This is a genomic window from Sulfurivermis sp. (assembly GCF_059410345.1).
Genome location: NZ_JBLJDO010000001.1, coordinates 236147 through 252686 on the forward strand (window position 1 = coordinate 236147; position 16540 = coordinate 252686).

At 64.1% G+C, this 16540-nt stretch carries 18 protein-coding genes; 13 read left to right on the top strand and 5 right to left on the bottom strand.

Annotated features, from left to right (window positions below):
- Genes ligA through rfbB form a run of 5 tightly spaced genes read left to right on the top strand, consistent with a single transcriptional unit; the run spans position 1 to position 5386 of the window.
- Positions 1-2019 carry an NAD-dependent DNA ligase LigA gene (gene ligA, locus ACMV8A_RS01090; RefSeq protein WP_495323873.1) on the top strand — a complete coding sequence of 673 codons (2019 nt, stop codon included), beginning with the start codon at positions 1-3 and terminating at the stop codon, positions 2017-2019.
- The gene (gene rfbA, locus ACMV8A_RS01095; protein ID WP_495323874.1) at positions 2016-2897 is read left to right on the top strand and encodes a glucose-1-phosphate thymidylyltransferase RfbA; all 882 of its coding nucleotides are present in this window, start codon (positions 2016-2018) and stop codon (positions 2895-2897) included. The genes ligA and rfbA overlap by 4 nt, the downstream gene beginning before the upstream one ends.
- A complete protein-coding gene (gene rfbC / locus ACMV8A_RS01100; RefSeq protein WP_495323875.1) occupies positions 2897-3445 on the top strand; it encodes a dTDP-4-dehydrorhamnose 3,5-epimerase in 549 nt (182 codons plus the stop codon). The genes rfbA and rfbC overlap by 1 nt, the downstream gene beginning before the upstream one ends.
- Positions 3442-4308 (top strand): dTDP-4-dehydrorhamnose reductase, encoded by an 867-nt coding sequence (gene rfbD, locus ACMV8A_RS01105; protein WP_495323876.1) that lies wholly within the window; start codon positions 3442-3444, stop codon positions 4306-4308. Before rfbC ends, rfbD begins: the two co-directional genes overlap by 4 nt.
- The gene (gene rfbB, locus ACMV8A_RS01110) at positions 4301-5386 is read left to right on the top strand and encodes a dTDP-glucose 4,6-dehydratase (RefSeq protein WP_495323877.1); all 1086 of its coding nucleotides are present in this window, start codon (positions 4301-4303) and stop codon (positions 5384-5386) included. Before rfbD ends, rfbB begins: the two co-directional genes overlap by 8 nt.
- Before the next feature lie 44 nt (positions 5387-5430).
- Here rfbB and ACMV8A_RS01115 read toward each other — a convergent pair whose 3' ends face one another.
- The 5 genes from ACMV8A_RS01115 to ACMV8A_RS01135 all read right to left on the bottom strand — a co-directional run bounded on the left by ACMV8A_RS01115 (position 5431) and on the right by ACMV8A_RS01135 (position 9533).
- Positions 5431-7347 carry a methyl-accepting chemotaxis protein gene (locus ACMV8A_RS01115; RefSeq protein ID WP_495323878.1) on the bottom strand — a complete coding sequence of 639 codons (1917 nt, stop codon included), beginning with the start codon at positions 7345-7347 and terminating at the stop codon, positions 5431-5433.
- A 263-nt stretch (positions 7348-7610) separates the two neighbouring features.
- On the bottom strand, positions 7611-8405 hold the full coding sequence (locus ACMV8A_RS01120) for a peptidylprolyl isomerase (RefSeq protein ID WP_495323879.1): 795 nt from the start codon (positions 8403-8405) through the stop codon (positions 7611-7613).
- Positions 8406-8419: 14 nt separating this feature from the next.
- Positions 8420-8686 carry a BolA family protein gene (locus tag ACMV8A_RS01125; RefSeq protein WP_495323880.1) on the bottom strand — a complete coding sequence of 89 codons (267 nt, stop codon included), beginning with the start codon at positions 8684-8686 and terminating at the stop codon, positions 8420-8422.
- Positions 8683-8982 (bottom strand): YciI family protein, encoded by a 300-nt coding sequence (locus ACMV8A_RS01130; protein ID WP_495323881.1) that lies wholly within the window; start codon positions 8980-8982, stop codon positions 8683-8685. The genes ACMV8A_RS01125 and ACMV8A_RS01130 overlap by 4 nt, the downstream gene beginning before the upstream one ends.
- A complete protein-coding gene (locus ACMV8A_RS01135) occupies positions 8982-9533 on the bottom strand; it encodes a septation protein A (RefSeq protein WP_495323882.1) in 552 nt (183 codons plus the stop codon). The genes ACMV8A_RS01130 and ACMV8A_RS01135 overlap by 1 nt, the downstream gene beginning before the upstream one ends.
- A 112-nt stretch (positions 9534-9645) precedes the next feature.
- Here ACMV8A_RS01135 and ACMV8A_RS01140 point away from each other — a divergent pair, with 112 nt between their 5' ends.
- From ACMV8A_RS01140 to ACMV8A_RS01175, 8 genes are all read left to right on the top strand, one after another.
- The gene (locus tag ACMV8A_RS01140; RefSeq protein ID WP_495323883.1) at positions 9646-10494 is read left to right on the top strand and encodes a PHP domain-containing protein; all 849 of its coding nucleotides are present in this window, start codon (positions 9646-9648) and stop codon (positions 10492-10494) included.
- A gap of 18 nt (positions 10495-10512) precedes the next feature.
- Positions 10513-11136 (top strand): L-threonylcarbamoyladenylate synthase, encoded by a 624-nt coding sequence (locus ACMV8A_RS01145; protein ID WP_495323884.1) that lies wholly within the window; start codon positions 10513-10515, stop codon positions 11134-11136.
- Positions 11137-11168: 32 nt separating this feature from the next.
- Complete coding sequence (locus ACMV8A_RS01150) at positions 11169-11858, top strand: site-2 protease family protein (RefSeq protein WP_495323885.1); 690 nt, start codon at positions 11169-11171, stop codon at positions 11856-11858.
- 10 nt (positions 11859-11868) lie between these two features.
- Entirely contained in the window at positions 11869-13086 is a 1218-nt protein-coding gene (locus ACMV8A_RS01155; protein WP_495323886.1) for a tryptophan--tRNA ligase, read from the top strand.
- 67 nt (positions 13087-13153) lie between these two features.
- Positions 13154-13933: a segregation and condensation protein A gene (locus ACMV8A_RS01160; protein WP_495323997.1), complete on the top strand. Its 780-nt coding sequence runs from the start codon at positions 13154-13156 to the stop codon at positions 13931-13933.
- 174 nt (positions 13934-14107) lie between these two features.
- Positions 14108-14752, top strand: coding sequence for an SMC-Scp complex subunit ScpB (scpB, locus tag ACMV8A_RS01165; protein WP_495323887.1), 645 nt, complete (start codon positions 14108-14110; stop codon positions 14750-14752).
- Positions 14753-14760: 8 nt separating this feature from the next.
- Entirely contained in the window at positions 14761-15888 is a 1128-nt protein-coding gene (rluB, locus tag ACMV8A_RS01170; protein WP_495323888.1) for a 23S rRNA pseudouridine(2605) synthase RluB, read from the top strand.
- Positions 15885-16535: an endonuclease III domain-containing protein gene (locus ACMV8A_RS01175; protein ID WP_495323889.1), complete on the top strand. Its 651-nt coding sequence runs from the start codon at positions 15885-15887 to the stop codon at positions 16533-16535. The genes rluB and ACMV8A_RS01175 overlap by 4 nt, the downstream gene beginning before the upstream one ends.
- The last annotated feature ends 5 nt before the right edge of the window (positions 16536-16540 follow it).

Sequence of the window (16540 nt, forward strand, 5' to 3'; positions counted from 1 at the left end):
ATGAACGCCATTCCCGCCGCCGTACAGCAGCGCGCCGCCGAGCTGCGCGCTGCCATCGAACATCACAACTACCTCTACTACGTGCTCGACGCGCCGGAGATCCCGGACGCCGAATATGATCGCCTGGTGCGGGAGTTGCAGGGGCTGGAGGCGCAGTATCCCGCGCTGATCACCCCGGATTCGCCCACCCAGCGCGTCGGTGCCGCGCCACTCAAGGCCTTCGGCGAGGTGCGCCACGAGTTACCCATGTTGTCCTTGGGCAACGCCTTCTCCGAGGAGGAAGTACGCGAGTTCGACCGCCGCGCCCGCGAGGGGTTGGATGTCACCGAGGTGGAGTACTCTGCCGAACTCAAACTGGATGGTCTTGCCATCAGCTTGCTATACCACGATGGTGTGCTTGTTCGCGCCGCAACCCGTGGTGATGGCGTTACCGGCGAGGATGTGACGCAGAATGTGCGCACCATTCCCAATGTGCCGCTGCGCCTGCGCGGCAACGATTTTCCGCCGCTGCTGGAAGTGCGCGGCGAGGTGTATCTACCCAAGGCCGGTTTTGCCGCATTGAACCGCCGTCAGGTGGAGCAGGGCGAAAAGACTTTCGTCAATCCGCGCAATGCCGCCGCCGGCTCGCTGCGCCAGCTCGATCCGCGCATTACCGCACAGCGGCCGCTGCGCATGTTCTGTTACGGCGTCGGCAAGGTCGAGGGCGCAGCGCTGCCTTCGTGCCACTACGATGTGTTGCAATGGCTCAAGACCCTGGGTTTCAGTGTGCCGGCCGAAGTGGCGCTGGTGCGTGGGGCGGAAGGTTGTCTGGAATACTACCGCCGCATCGGCGCACGGCGCGATGCGCTGCCGTTCGAGATCGACGGCGTCGTATACAAGGTCAACCGCTACGACCAGCAGCAGACTCTGGGTTTTGTCGCTCGTGCCCCGCGCTGGGCCATCGCCCACAAGTTCCCGGCACAGGAAGAAATGACCACGCTGCTCGACGTGGAGTGGCAAGTAGGGCGCACCGGCAAGCTCACGCCGGTGGCCAAGCTGGCGCCGGTATTCGTCGGCGGCGTCACGGTGAGCAATGCCACCCTGCACAATCAGGATGAAATCGACCGCAAGGACGTGCGCATTGGCGATACGGTGATCGTGCGCCGCGCCGGCGATGTGATCCCCGAGGTGGCCGGGGTGGTGCTGTCACGTCGTCCGGCCGATGCGCGAACCGTGCACTATCCGCCACGCTGTCCTGTGTGCGGTGCCGAGGTGGAGCGGCCGGAGGACGAGGCCGATGCCCGTTGCAGCGGTGGCCTGTATTGCCCGGCGCAGCGCAAGGAGGCCATCAAGCACTTCGCCGGGCGTCGTGCCATGGATATCGAAGGGCTGGGCGACAAACTGGTGGAGCAGCTGGTGGACCAGGGGTTGATCCGCGATGCGGCCGATCTGTATGCCCTGAGCCAGGAGCAGCTTGCCGCCCTGGAGCGTATGGGCGAAAAATCCGCTGCCAATCGGGTGGCGGCGCTGGAGCAAAGCAAGAGCACCACGCTGGCGCGCTTCCTGTTTGCCCTGGGGATCCGCGATGTGGGTGAGGCCACTGCGCAGACCTTGGCGCAACATTTCGGCACGCTGGAAAATCTGCTGGCGGCGGATATGGCCGCCTTGCAGCAGGTGCCCGATGTCGGGCCGGTAGTGGCGGAGAGCATCCTCACCTTCTTCCGCCAGAGTCATAACCGCGAGGTCATCGATAAGCTGCGCCAGGCCGGCGTGCACTGGCCCGAGGTGACGGTGGAGCGCGGCGCGCAGCCACTGGCTGGCAAGACCTTCGTACTCACCGGCACGCTGGAATCTATGTCGCGCGACCAGGCCAAGGAACGCTTGCAGGCGCTGGGCGCCAAGGTGGCGGGCAGCGTATCGAAGAAGACCAATTACGTCGTCGCCGGCGCCGAGGCCGGTTCCAAGCTGGCCAAGGCCGAGGAACTGGGTGTGCCAGTGCTGGATGAGGCGGCCTTGATGAAATTGCTGGAGACGTCATGAAGCGCAAGGGCATCATCCTCGCCGGTGGTTCCGGCACACGGCTCTACCCGCTGACCCTGACGGTGAGCAAGCAGCTACTGCCGGTGTATGACAAGCCGATGATCTACTATCCGGTGAGTACCCTGCTGCTGGCCGGTATCCGCGACATTCTGGTTATCTCGACACCACACGACCTGCCGCGCTTTCGCGAGCTGCTCGGCGACGGTAGCCAGTGGGGCGTCAGTTTTTCCTACGCCGAACAAGCGAAGCCGGAGGGGCTGGCCCAGGCGTTCATCATCGGGCGTGACTTCGTCGGCAATAATCCCTCCGCCCTGATCCTGGGCGACAACATCTTCTATGGCCACGAACTGACCGAGGACTTGCAGCGTGCCGGTGAGCGCGCGGAAGGGGCGACGGTGTTCGCCTACCGGGTGAAGAATGCCCGCGCCTATGGTGTGGTGGAATTTGATGCCGAGGGCCGCGCCATCTCTATCGAGGAGAAACCGGCGCAGCCGCGCTCCAACTATGCCGTCACCGGCCTGTATTTCTACGACCAGCAGGTCATCGATATCGCCCGTGATCTAAAACCTTCTCCGCGCGGGGAACTGGAGATCACCGATGTCAACCGCCGCTACCTGGAACAGGGTTCCCTGCAGGTGGAGGTGATGGGACGCGGCGCCGCTTGGCTCGACAGCGGCACCCACGAATCCCTGTTGCAGGCCAGTCTGTTCATCCAGACCATCGAGGAGCGCCAGGGGCTCAAGATCGCCTGTCCGGAAGAGATCGCCTGGCGCATGGGTTACATCGATGCCGAGCAGGTGTTGCGGCTGGCGACGCAGTATCGCAACAACGGCTACGGTGATTATTTGCGCCAGATCGTGCAGGAGCGGATCTTCTGATGCGCTTTGTTCCCACCACCATCCCCGAGGTGATTGTCGTCGAGCCGCAGGTCTTCGGCGACGAGCGCGGCTTCTTCATGGAGACCTATCACCGCGCACGCTTCACCGCCGCGGGCATTGATGTCGATTTCGTGCAGGACAATCACAGCCGCTCGCTCAAGGGCACGCTGCGCGGTCTGCATTATCAGATTCAGCAGGCGCAGGGAAAGTTGGTGCGTGTGGTGCAGGGGGCCGTGTTCGATGTCGCCGTGGACATGCGACGCTCCTCGCCTACCTTCGGTCAGTGGGTGGGTGAAATCCTGTCGGCCGAGAACAAACGCCAGATGTGGGTGCCCCCCGGCTTTGCGCACGGCTTTTATGTGCTCAGTGACAGCGCCGATTTCGTCTACAAGTGCACCGCACTGTATGCGCCCGAACACGAGCGGTGCGTGCGCTGGGACGATGCGGACCTGGCCATCGAGTGGCCTCTGTCCGGTGCCGCGCCGCCACTGGTGTCCGCCAAGGATGCGGCCGGTGCACCGTTCCGTACGGCGGAGTGTTACCCATGAAGGTGTTGCTCACCGGTGCAGGCGGCCAACTGGGGCGCATGTTGTGTGCGACCGCACCGGCAGGCGTGGTGCTGGATGCGTGCACCTCGGCACAGCTGGATGTGAGTGACCTGGAGGAAGTGTCGCGGGTGGTGCGGGAGGTCAGGCCGGATGTGATCATCAATGCCGCGGCCTATACCGCGGTGGATCGGGCGGAACAGGAACCGCAACACGCCCATGCGGTGAACGGCAATGGCCCGGCGCACCTGGCGCTGGCGGCGACGCAGTGCGGTGCGCGCCTGCTCCACATCTCCACCGACTACGTATTCGACGGCAGCGCCTCGCGTCCCTACCGGCCGCTGGATGCCTGCCATCCGTTGGGTGTTTACGGTGCCAGCAAACGGGCGGGCGAGGAGGCGGTGCTGTCCGTCGCCAGCCAGGCGCTCATCGTGCGTACGTCATGGCTGTATGCGGCGCAGGGCAACAACTTTGTGTTGACCATGCTGCGCCTGATGCGCGAGCGCGATGAACTGGGCGTGGTGGCCGATCAGGTGGGTAGCCCCACCTGGGTTGGCAGTCTCGCTGCCGCGCTGTGGACCGCAGCGCAACGGCCCCAACTCCACGGCCTGTATCACTGGGCCGATCTGGGGGTGGCGTCCTGGTACGACTTCGCCGTGGCGATCCAGGAGGAAGCCTTGACACTGGGCCTGCTGACGAAGGCGATCCCCGTTCGCCCGCTGCGCAGCGAAGAGTACCCGACGCCGGCGCGCCGCCCCGCCTATAGCGTGTTGGACAGTGCCGATGCACGACGGGATTTCGAGATGGCCGGTATGCACTGGCGCGCGGCGCTGCGGCTGATGCTGAAGGAACTGAAGAATGCGTAAGTTGTTGGTCACCGGCGGCGCCGGCTTTATCGGCGTCAATTTCGTGCACTACTGGCTGAAACGGCACCCGGCTGATCGGGTGGTGGTGCTGGATGCGCTCACCTACGCCGGTAATCCCGCCAGTCTGCCGGCTGCGGCCGCGCACACCAATTATCGTTTCGTGCATGGCAATATCTGTGATCGGGCATTGGTGGAGCGTGTGCTGCGCGAGGAGGGTATCGATACGGTGGTGCATTTCGCCGCCGAATCCCATGTGGATCGTTCCATCACCGGTCCCGATGCCTTTATCGAAACCAACGTGGTCGGCACCCATGTCCTGCTCAAGGCCGCCAAGGCGGCATGGTTTGAGGCGACGGGCAGCTGGCCCGGCCACGTGCTGTTCCACCATGTATCCACCGACGAAGTGTATGGCTCGCTCACCCCGCAAGCGCCGGCCTTCACCGAAGAGACCGCCTACGCGCCCAACTCGCCCTATGCCGCCTCCAAGGCCGCCTCGGATCATCTGGTGCGTGCCTATCACCACACCTACGGCATGCCGGTGACCACCAGCAACTGCTCGAACAACTATGGTCCCTATCAGTTTCCCGAGAAGCTGGTTCCACTGATGCTGGTCAATGCGTTACAAGGCAAGCCCTTGCCGCTGTACGGCGACGGCCGCAATGTGCGCGACTGGCTGTATGTGGAGGATCACTGCCGTGGTATCGAGTTGGTGATGGACAAGGGGCGGCGTGGCGAGACCTATAACATCGGCGGCAATAACGAGTGGCACAACATCGACATCGTGCAGTTGCTGTGCCGCCTGCTGGATGAGCGCTTTGCCGCGGACGCTGAATTGGCCCGCCGTTTTCCACAGGCACCGGCAGCGCAGGGTAGGGCCACCGAGCAGTTGATTACCTACGTCACCGATCGCCCGGGGCATGATCGGCGTTATGCCATCAATGCGGACAAGGCGCGGCGCGAACTGGGTTATGTGCCGCAAGAGACCTTCGAAAGTGGCATCCGCAAGACGCTGGCCTGGTATCTGGATAACGAGATGTGGTGGCGGGGGATCATGGACGGCAGCTATCGTGCCGCTTGATGACAGGTGACAAGAAGTCCATTTCTTGTCACCTGTGAGTTCATCTAGACCTTGAATCTTCCCACCAGTGCGCCCAACTCGTCGGCGAGCCGGCGTATGTCGCCGCAGGCAGCCGCTGTCTGATGTGAGCCTTCGGCCGACATCTCGGCGATGCGGCTGATGTTGCTGATGTTCTTGTTCAGCTCCTCGGCCACCGCACTCTGTTCTTCTACTGCGCTGGCGATTTGGGTGTTCATGTCGGAGATCACGCCGACGGCACCGGCAATGGCATCCAGTGCCTCGCCAGCGCTGCGCGCCTGGTTCACCGTCTCCTGCGCACGAGCACGGCCCTTTTCCATGGTGCGGGCGGTGGAGACTGCCGCTTCCTGCAACTGCCCGATCATCGACTCGATCTCCTGAGTCGACTTCTGCGTGCGTTGTGCCAGCACGCGCACCTCGTCGGCCACCACGGCAAAGCCGCGGCCCTGTTCACCGGCGCGTGCCGCTTCGATGGCAGCGTTGAGGGCCAGCAGGTTGGTCTGTTCGGCCACGCCGCGGATGACGTCGAGCACGGCACCGATGTTGCGGCTGTCCGCTTCCAGTTGCTGCATGGCACTGGCGGCCTGTTCCACTTCACCGGCCAGGGTGTTGATGGCGCGGATGGTTTGGCCTACCTCCTGTTGGCCCTGGGCGGCCTGCTTGTCGGCGGTGGAGGCGGATTCCGCGGCAGCAGTGGCGCTGCGCGCCACCTCTTGCACCGTGGCAGCCATTTCGTTGATGGCGGTGGCCACCTGATCGGTTTCCGACTGCTGTTCCTTGATGCCGCGATCCGTTTCGGTGGTGATCGCATTCATGCGGTCGGCGCCCGCATGCAGCTGTGCGGTGGCGTTCGCCACCTGCTGCACCAGTTGCTGGATCTTGGCCGTGAAGCGGTTGAAGGCATCGGCCAGGCGGGCCAGCTCGTCCTTGCCGCTGGCGTCCAGGCGTTGGGTCAGATCACCTTCGCCTTCGGCGATGCTCTGCAGGGTGGCGACGGTGACACACAGCGGGCGCGTGATGGTGCGCGCCACCAGCCAGGACAGCAACAGGCCCAAGGCCAGGGCGATGGCACCGATCAGCAGGGTGGTATTGCGTGCATCGTTGATGGCGGCGACGAAGATGCTCCGATCGGCCGCCAGTTCCACCACGCCGATGGGTTTGCCGGAGTAGTCCAGCACCGTGTTGGCATAGATGGACATGGGCTTGTCACCCAGGGCTATACGCCGGATCTGGGGCTTGCCGTCGAAGGCCAGTCGCAACTCACCCTCGTCGAACAGCTTGGCGTTCTCGTCTAGCGTACTGGCGAAGGCCTTGAAGCTGCCGTCCGGCTGGCGGATGCGGAAGATGATGTCGACGTTATAGGTCGCCTTGAATTGATCGAAGAACGGTTTACCGAAAGACATGCCGGTCTCTACCGAGCCGATGTGCTTGCCGTTATGAAATACCGGGACGACGCCGCGGATGCCGAGGCCGGCGACGCCGCTCTCCAGACCCGCCACCGGTTTGCGCTCCAGGTTGGTCTGCACCACGGTGTGGCGGAACGAGGACAGATCATCGCCAAACTTGCCCGGCATGTGTACGCGGAAGTACGCGGTGGCCGGCGGGGTGTGGTATTGCATTTGTTCAACGGCGTAATTTTTCTTCAGCTCCGCAAAGGCCGGCAGCAGCATTTCACCCAGCCGCTCGCGCTGACCGTTGGCCATGGCCTGCTGGAAGTCGGGTACCTGGGCCAGCAGCACGGCCAGAGTTTCCGCCAGGCGGCCCTCGGCGGCGATCTGGTTCATCATGGTCTGATAATGACGGCTGAGTGAGCGCTGCTCGTTGCCGCTGATGAGATCGTTAATCTTGCCGAGGACGACAGGAATGATGACGGCAAGGGCCAGAACCAGCACCAGAGTCGAGCCCAGTTGTATACGCGTACCGATGCGTAAGTTATTCAGCATTGTTTTTTCTCCATGAACTATGCGCTGAGTAAGTGCCCTCCGTACTCCTCGGACGGAAGGGTCTACGGATAGTGTAAGCCAGGCGCCTACCAATGTGCGCGAAATCACACGGAGACAGGTATGGAAAATGCTTAGTCAGCCGTGCGCCCGAGGCGGACGGTCAACTATCATTATGCGGCGCTGCCGATGAGGGGGACGGCGCATGGAGGGGAAGTGGCGAGCGACAGCAGAAGGGTGCTGTCGCTCGCCCTGTGTTGTGGCGCTTACTTGGCCTTGATTTCGACCTTGGCGCCGCTGCGCAGCTTGTCCAGATAGGCCGCGATGTGGCGCTGCTGCAGGAAGTTCTGCAGCTGCGGCTTGATGGCCTCGTAGTCCGGGGCCTGGCCCTGGCGGGTGTCGTCGAGGGCGATGATGTGCCAGCCGAACTGGGTCTGTACCGGGGCCTTGCTGTAGCTGCCCTTCTTCATGCCGCTGACGGCCACTGCAAAGGGTTCCACCATCTGGCCGGCGGGGAACCAGCCCAGGTCGCCGCCGTCCTGGGCGGAGGAGTCGAGGGACTTTTCGTTGGCCAGGGTGGAGAAATCGGCGCCGCGATCCAGCGCGGTGATCAGCGCCTTGGCCTCGGCCTCGGTCTGCACCAGGATGTGGCGTGCCTTGAACTCCTGCTGCTGCATCTTGGGCAACTGCGCCTGATATTCCTTTTTCATTTCCTCTTCGCTCACCGGGTTGGCCTTCATGGCCTCGCGTACCGCGGCGTTGAGCAGAATCTTCACCCGTACCTGCTCCAACTCGGCGATCACATCGGCGCGCTTGTCCAGCTTCTGCTTGAGGGCGTCCTGGTATACCAGTTCGCGGGACACCAGCTCGTTGATGATCAGGTCGCGGCGCTGGGCCTGTTCCGGGCTGAGGTTGAAGTCACGGATGTAACCGTCGACATCCTTTTGCTGGATGGTGCGGCCATTGACCGTGGCCACCACGTCGGTGGGGGCGGCGAAAACGGGGACGGCCAGCGCCAGGCACAGGGCGGAGGCGGTGAGTATTTTCCATTGCAGTTTCATGGGGGTTCCTTAGGTCAGGTTTCATCAGGGGTGCGTGCCTCGATGCTGAGGGCATGCACTTCGTTTTGCTGCATCAGTTCGGCCAGGGCGGCATAGACCATGCGGTGACGCTGCACGGTGCCCTGACCACGGAAGGCCTCGGCGACGATGTGGACGCGGAAATGGCCGCCGCCGCCCGCGCTGGCATGGCCGGCATGCTTCTGGCTGTCGTCGATGATCTCCAGCGCCTGCGGCGCCAGGCTGGCGATGAGACGTTCACGGATCGCATCCACGCGGTTCATGGCAATACCTTTCTGAAGGGTTTCACGCTGACCTCCGCATACACCCCGGCGGCCACATAGGGGTCGGCATCGGCCCAGGCCTGCGCCGCCTCCAGCGTGGGAAACTCCGCCACCACCAGGCTGCCGCTGAAGCCGGCCGGGCCGGGGTCTGCACTGTCGATGGCCGGGTGCGGGCCAGCCAGCAACAGGCGGCCCTCGGCCTTGAGCTGTTCCAGACGCTTGAGATGATCGGGGCGTGCTTTCTGGCGACGCGGCAGGCTGTCGGCCACGTCCTTGCTGAGGATGGCGTAGAACATTAGTCGTTACCCTGTCCGTTCGGTTCCGTCTTGACGTGGCGCGCCAGATAGAAGGCCTGCGCCACCATGAAGGCCAGGGTCAGGCCCATCATGCCGAACAGCTTGAAGTTGACCCAGGTGTCGGTGTCGAAGTGATACACCACGTACAGATTGGCGGCGCCAAGGGCGAGAAAAAAGGCGGCCCAGGCCAGATTGAGGCGTTGCCAGATGGCGGCGGGCAAGGTGATGGCGGCGCCCATCATGCGTTCCACCAGGGTCTTGCGGCCGATGAACTGGCTGCCGAGGAAGGCGGCGCCGAACAGCCAGTTGACTACCGAGGGCTTCCACTTGATGAAATCTTCGTTGTGCAGCCATAGTGTGGCCCCGCCCAGCACGGCGATGAGGCCGAGGGTCACCAGGTGCATGGTCTCGAAGCGGCGCTGGCGCCACCAGAACCAGCCGACCTGGACAAATGAGGCGACGATGGCCACGGCGGTCGCCACGTAGATGTCGTGCAGTTTGTAGGCCAGGAAAAACAGCAGGACGGGGAACAGATCGAACAGCAGTTTCATGAAGGCTGGCAAGTACCGGGGTATCTGACTATTGCGCCCCACTTTAGCACATCGGCCGGGGCAGAAGCATGACCAACATCCCGGCGGAGCCTTGGGGTAGAATGGCGCCCCTATGTCCTGCCACGACCTCCACAGCCACAGCTGGGTTTCCGACGGTACCCTGAGCCCGACCGAACTGGTGCAGCGCGCCGTCGCCGCCGGGGTGGGCGTGCTTGCCCTGACCGATCATGACGATACCGCCGGTTGTGCCGAGGCCCAGGCCGCGGCAGCGACCTGCGGCATCGAACTGCTGCCGGGGGTGGAGGTGTCGGTGACCTGGCAGGGGATGACGGTGCACATCGTCGGTCTGGCCATCGATGCCGAGGCGCCGGAACTGCAGGCCGGACTGGCGCGGCTGCGCGAGTTCCGCGGCTGGCGCGCCGAGGAGATGGGGCGGCGCCTGGCCGCGCGCGGCATCGATGGCGCCTATGAGGGCGCGGCGGCCCTCAGCCGTGGCCGCATCATCAGCCGTACCCATTTCGCCCATTACCTGGTCAGCCGCGGCTGCGGCAAGGACGTGCGCGACATCTTCAAACACTATCTCAAGCGCAACAAGCCGGGCCATGTGCCGGGGCAATGGGCGGCGCTGGAGGAGGCGGTGGGCTGGATTCGTGCCGCCGGCGGGGTGGCGGTGATGGCCCATCCGGCGCGCTATGAACTCACCTCCGCCAAGCTGCGCCGTCTGCTGGGCGAGTTCATGGAGTGCGGCGGCGAGGCGATGGAGGTGATCTCCGGCAGCCACACCCCGGACGACGTGCTCGCCATGGCGCGCCATGCCCGTGCCCTGGGTCTGCTGGCCTCCGCCGGCTCCGATTTCCACGGTCCGGAAAACCCTTGGGTGGAACTGGGCCGCCTGTCGCCCCTGCCTGAGGGGCTGACGCCGGTGTGGCAGCGCTGGGACGCGACGCGCGGCGCCGCCTGAGTCATTGCCGAATTCGCCATGAGCCAGTTTTTCCAAATCCACGCCGAAACCCCCCAGCCGCGCCTGATCCGCCAGGCGGTGGACCTGCTGCGCGGCGGAGCCGTCATTGTCTATCCCACCGACTCCGGGTACGCCCTGGGTTGCCTCATCGGTGACAAGGATGCCCTCGAGCGTATCCGCCAGATCCGCCGCCTGGACGAGCGCCACAACTTCACCCTGGTGTGCCGCGACCTGTCGGAGATCGCCACCTATGCCAAGGTGGACAACAGCACCTACCGCCTGCTCAAGCTGCTGACGCCGGGGCCTTACACCTTCATTCTGGACGCCACGCGCGAGGTGCCGCGCCGCCTGCAGCACCCCAAGCGCAAGACCATCGGCATCCGCGTGCCGGACAACGCCATCGCCCAGGCCCTGCTGGCCGAACTGGGTGAGCCCTTGATGAGCACCACCCTGATCCTGCCCGGGGATGAGCTGCCGCAGAACGACCCCTATGAGTTCCGTGGCCAGTTGGAGCGCCAGGTGGACCTGATCATCGACGGCGGCTACGGTGACCTGGAGCCCACTACGGTCATCGACCTGGTGGATGGCGTGCCGGTGGTGGTGCGCCAGGGCAAGGGCGACGCCAGCCGCATCGAAGGCTGAGGCTGCCCCGGGGATCAAGGTATACTCCGCCGATGGACGAATTGAATCTTCTGCAACGGGTGGTGGTCTGGGCCCTGCCGGTGCTGTTTGCCATTACCGTGCACGAAACCGCCCACGGCTGGATGGCGCTGCGCCTGGGCGACCCCACGGCCATGATGCTGGGCCGCCTCAGCCTCAATCCGATCAAGCACATCGACCCGCTGGGCACGGTGCTGGTGCCGGGGCTGCTGCTGATGCTGGGCGGTTTTCTGTTCGGCTGGGCCAAGCCGGTGCCCATCACCTACGAAAACCTGCGCCATCCCAAGCGCGACATGGCCCTGGTGGCCGTCGCCGGGCCGCTGTCCAACTTGGTGATGGCCCTGTTCTGGGCGCTGGTGATCCGCCTCGGCCTGGAGCTGGGTGCGGGGGCGGGGCTGTATCTGGTGTACACCGGCGTGGCCGGCATCTTCATCAACACCATCCTGCTGGTGCTGAACCTGCTGCCGCTGCCGCCGCTGGACGGCGGCCGGGTGCTGGTGGGACTGTTGCCGGGACCGCTGTCCTGGCGCGTGTCGCGCATCGAACCCTACGGTTTTCCCATCCTGTTGGCGCTGCTGTTCACCGGCCTGCTGGGCAAGATCCTGTGGCCGGCCATCGAGCTGATGCTGTGGGCCATGTCCGGGGTCTCTGGCCTGTCCGGCGAGCTTTATATAGGCTTGCTTTCCGTATTGATGAACCTCTAGGGAGTTTCAGTTGAATTCCGTCGTCTCTTCCCACCAGCGCGTCCTGTCCGGCATGCGCCCCACCGGCCGGCTCCACCTGGGCCATTACCACGGGGTGCTGAAGAACTGGATCAAGTTGCAGCACGAATACGACTGCTTCTTCTTCGTCGCCGACTGGCACGCCCTCACCACCTCCTACGAGGACACCTCAGGCATCAATGCCAGCGTGTGGGAGATGGCGGTGGACTGGCTCGCCGCCGGCGTCAATCCCGGCTCGGCCAAGATCTTCATCCAGTCGCGCGTGCCGGAGCACGCCGAACTGCATCTGCTGTTGTCGATGATCACCCCGCTGGGCTGGCTGGAGCGCGTGCCGACCTACAAGGACCAGCAGGAAAAATTGAAGGAAAAGGACCTCGCCACCTACGGCTTCCTCGGCTATCCGCTGCTGCAGAGCGCCGACATCCTGATCTACCGCGCCGGCCTGGTGCCGGTGGGGGAGGACCAGGTGGCCCACGTGGAGATCACCCGCGAGGTGGCACGTCGCTTCAACCACATCTACGGTCGTGAGCCAGACTTCGAGGCCAAGGCCGAGGCGGCGGCGAAGAAGATGGGCAAGAAGAACGCCAAGCTCTATCACGATCTGCGCAAGCGCTACACTGAACAGGGTGACACGGAGGCCCTGGCCACCGGCCGCGCCCTGCTGGAGTCACAGCAGAACATCACCCTGGCCGATCGCGAGCGTCTGTTCGGCTATCTGGACGGCGCCGGCCGCACCATCCTGCCCGAGCCGCAGGCGCTGCTCACGCCGGCCTCCAAGATGCCGGGCCTGGACGGGCAGAAGATGTCCAAGTCCTACAACAACACCATCGCCTTGCGCGACGATCCCAAGCAGGTGGAGCAGAAGCTGCGCACCATGCCCACTGACCCGGCGCGTGTACGCCGCACTGATGCCGGTGATCCCAACAAGTGTCCGGTGTGGCAGCTGCACCAGGTCTATTCTGACGACGCGGTGAAGAGCTGGGTGGTGGAGGGGTGCACCAGTGCCGGTATCGGTTGCCTGGACTGCAAGCAGCCGGTGGTGGATGCCGTGCTGAATGAATTGCGCCCGATCCAGGCGCGCATTGCCGAGTTCGGCAATGACCCGGATCGGGTGCGTAACATCCTGGCCGAAGGCAGCGAGGCGGCGCGCAGTGTGGCGCGCGCCACACTGGACGAAGTGCGCCAGGCCATGGGCCTCAGTTACCGCTAAGGGACGCGATGTGAGCGAAACCGAAACAGTCGAAGCGGCCAAGACGGAGAGTCCGCGGCAGGAGGAGATGCCTTTTGCCATCGTGCAAGGCTCGCCCATCACCGAGCTGCCCAAAGACCTCTACATCCCGCCGCAGGCGTTGGAGGTGTTCCTCGAGGCCTTCGAGGGGCCGCTCGATCTGCTGCTGTACCTGATCCGTCGGCAGAACCTGGACATCCTCGACATTCCCATCGCCGAGATCACTCTCCAATACATCGAATACGTGGAGCTGATGAAGTCGGTGAACCTGGAACTGGCGGCGGAATATCTGGTGATGGCCGCCATGCTGGCGGAGATCAAGTCGCGCATGCTGCTGCCGCGGCCGGCCGGTGCCGCTGAGGATGAGGAAGACCCGCGTGCCGAACTGGTGCGCCGTTTGCAAGAGTACGAACGCTACAAGAAGGCTGCCGAGGACATCGACGAGCTGCCGCGCGTCGATCGCGACACCTTCCCGGTGCTGGTGGAGGTGCCGCACCGCGAGGTGGCGCGTACCCACCCCGATGTGGACCTGAAGGAGTTGCTGCTGGCCATCGCCGATGTGATGAAGCGCGCCGAGATGTTTGCCCATCACCATGTCAGCCGGGAGCCGCTGTCGGTGCGCGAACGCATGTCGCAGGTGTTGGACGCACTGAGCACCAATCACTTTACTGAATTCACTACCCTGTTCCGCATCGATGAAGGCAAGCGCGGCGTGGTGGTCACGTTGCTGGCGATCCTCGAGCTGATCAAGCAGTCGCTGGTGGAACTGATCCAGACCGAACCCTTCGGCCCGATCCACGTCAAGGTCGTGGCGGCGAGCGAACAGTAAAGGAAGCTCTGAATCAGTTCAGAGCTTCCGCGGCACAGGGATGTGTTGCCATTTTTCAAAGACGATAAGTCGTTGGAAAATGAAGCGAATCGAAAATCATACTTTTCGATTCGCGTGGTCTGAGAAATCCAGGATGGACTTCTCAGACCTTCCTAAACAGTCAGGATAGACACGATGAACCCGGAACAATTGCGCAACATCATCGAGGCGGCGCTGTTTGCCGCCAGCGAGCCGCTCAATGCCGAGCGCCTGCAGACCCTGTTCGACGAGGAGCAGCAGCCCTCGCGCGATACGCTGCACCAGGTTCTGCTGCAATTGCAGCAGGATTACGCCGGCCGCGGTGTCGAGCTGAAGGAGGTGGCCAGCGGTTTCCGCTTTCAGGCGCGCCAGGAGGTATCCCCCTGGGTGTCGCGCCTGTGGGAGGAAAAGCCGCAGCGTTACACCCGCGCCACCCTGGAGACACTGGCCCTGATTGCCTATCGTCAGCCCATCACCCGCGCCGAGATCGAAGATATCCGTGGCGTTACCGTGAGCAGCAACATCATCAAGACCTTGCAGGAGCGCGACTGGATCCGCATCGTCGGTCACCGCGACGTGCCGGGCCGGCCGGCGATGTTCGCCACCACGCGCCATTTCCTCAATTACTTCAACCTGAAGAGCCTGGACGAATTGCCACCGCTCGCCGAGCTGATGGATATCGACAAGATCAATGAGGAGTTGGACCTGCGCGAACCGGGCGGCGAAGGGACAGAGACGGAGGCTACGGCAGGCGCAACGGTGCCGGCCTATGATCCCGCCTTCGAGCCTACGGATGCCTGAATCCTGCGATGAACGAAAAACTGCAAAAGGTGCTGGCGCGCGTCGGCCTGGGTTCGCGCCGCGAACTGGAGCAATGGATCAGCGACGGTCGCGTCTCGGTCAACGGCAAGGTGGCGACGCTGGGCGATCGGGTCGGCCCGGGCGATGTGGTGCGTGTCGATGGCCACATCATCGGCCAGGCGGCGATGCAGGGGCCGGAGCGGCGCGTGCTGGTGTATCACAAGCCGTTGGGCGAGGTGTGTACGCGCTCCGATCCGGAGAAGCGTCCCACCATCTTCGAGAAGATGCCGCCGGTGCGCAACGGCCGCTGGGTGGCGGTGGGGCGTCTCGACGTCAATACCACCGGCGTGATCCTGCTCACCACCGACGGTGAACTGGCCAACCGGCTGATGCATCCATCCAGTACCGTCGAGCGCGAATATGCGGTGCGCGTGTTCGGCGAGGTCAGTCCCGAGGTGATCCAGAAGCTGCGCGATGGCGTGATGCTGGAAGATGGCCCGGCGCATTTCGACAATCTGTATGACGCCGGTGGCGATGGCGCCAATCACTGGTATCACGTCACCTTGCACGAGGGCCGCAACCGCGAGGTGCGCCGCCTGTGGGAAAGCCAGGGGGTCACTGTCAGCCGTCTGATTCGCGTGCGTTATGGCCCGGTGCAACTGGGGCGTCGCCTGCGGCCCGGCCGTTATGAAGAACTGGAGGGCGAGGCCTTGCAGGCGTTGCTGGCCCTGGTCGGTCTGGCCAAGCCGCCGAGCAAGACCGCGGCGCTGAAACAAACAGTGGCCGCCGCTGCGGCCCGCAAGGCATCGCGTCAGGGCCGTAGTGCAGGCACCGAGCGACCGGTTGCGCGCAAGCCGCGTGCCGAGGTGGATGAGTGGACCACCTCGCCGCATCCGCCGGCGACTGTGCGCAAGGGGCGTGGCGAGAGTGAGGAGCGTCCGGGCCGTGGCCGCCCGGCGGCGCGCAAACCGCGTGCGGAACCAGGATCCGAGTCGGGCCGGCGCCCGGCTGGCCGCAAGCCGCATGTGGAGAGCGAGGAGCGTCCATCGCCGCGCAGTCGCGGTACTGAGACTGAGCCGGGGACGCGCCGTGCCCCGGCCCGTCGCAAACCGGCTGCTCCCAAACGGCGCGGATGACGCTGCGCCAGGTCTATGCCGCGCTGTACCGCACCTACGGGCCGCAGCACTGGTGGCCTGGCGATACCCCGTTTGAGGTGATGGTCGGTGCGGTGCTGACTCAGAATACCGCCTGGAGCAACGTCGAAAAGGCCATCGACAATCTCAAGGCCCACCAGGCCCTCGATCCCGCCGCCATCCTCCATACCCATGCCGCCACCCTGGCGGTATGGCTCAAACCCTCCGGTTACTTCAACATCAAGGCGCGCCGGCTGAAGAATTTCTGTGCCTGGTATCTGGCCGCCGGCGGTCTGGCGCCACTGCGCAAACGGGATACACCTACCCTGCGCAAGGCCTTGCTCGGTGTGAACGGCATCGGCCCGGAAACCGCCGACGACATCCTGCTGTATGCCTTTGAGCGCCCGGTGTTCGTCATCGACGCCTACACCCGGCGGCTGTTTTCCCGTTTGCAACTGGTGACGGGGGAGGAAAGCTACGAGGAATTGCGGCATTATTTCGAGCAGGGATTGGGGCGCAGCGCGGGCAAGGTTGCGTTGTTCAATGAGTACCATGCCCTGATCGTGGCCCATGCCAAACAGGTGTGCCGCAGCAAACCCCTGTGTGCAGCCTGCTGCCTGCGGCGGCGTTGTCCCTATCCGGCGGAATGAGGTGT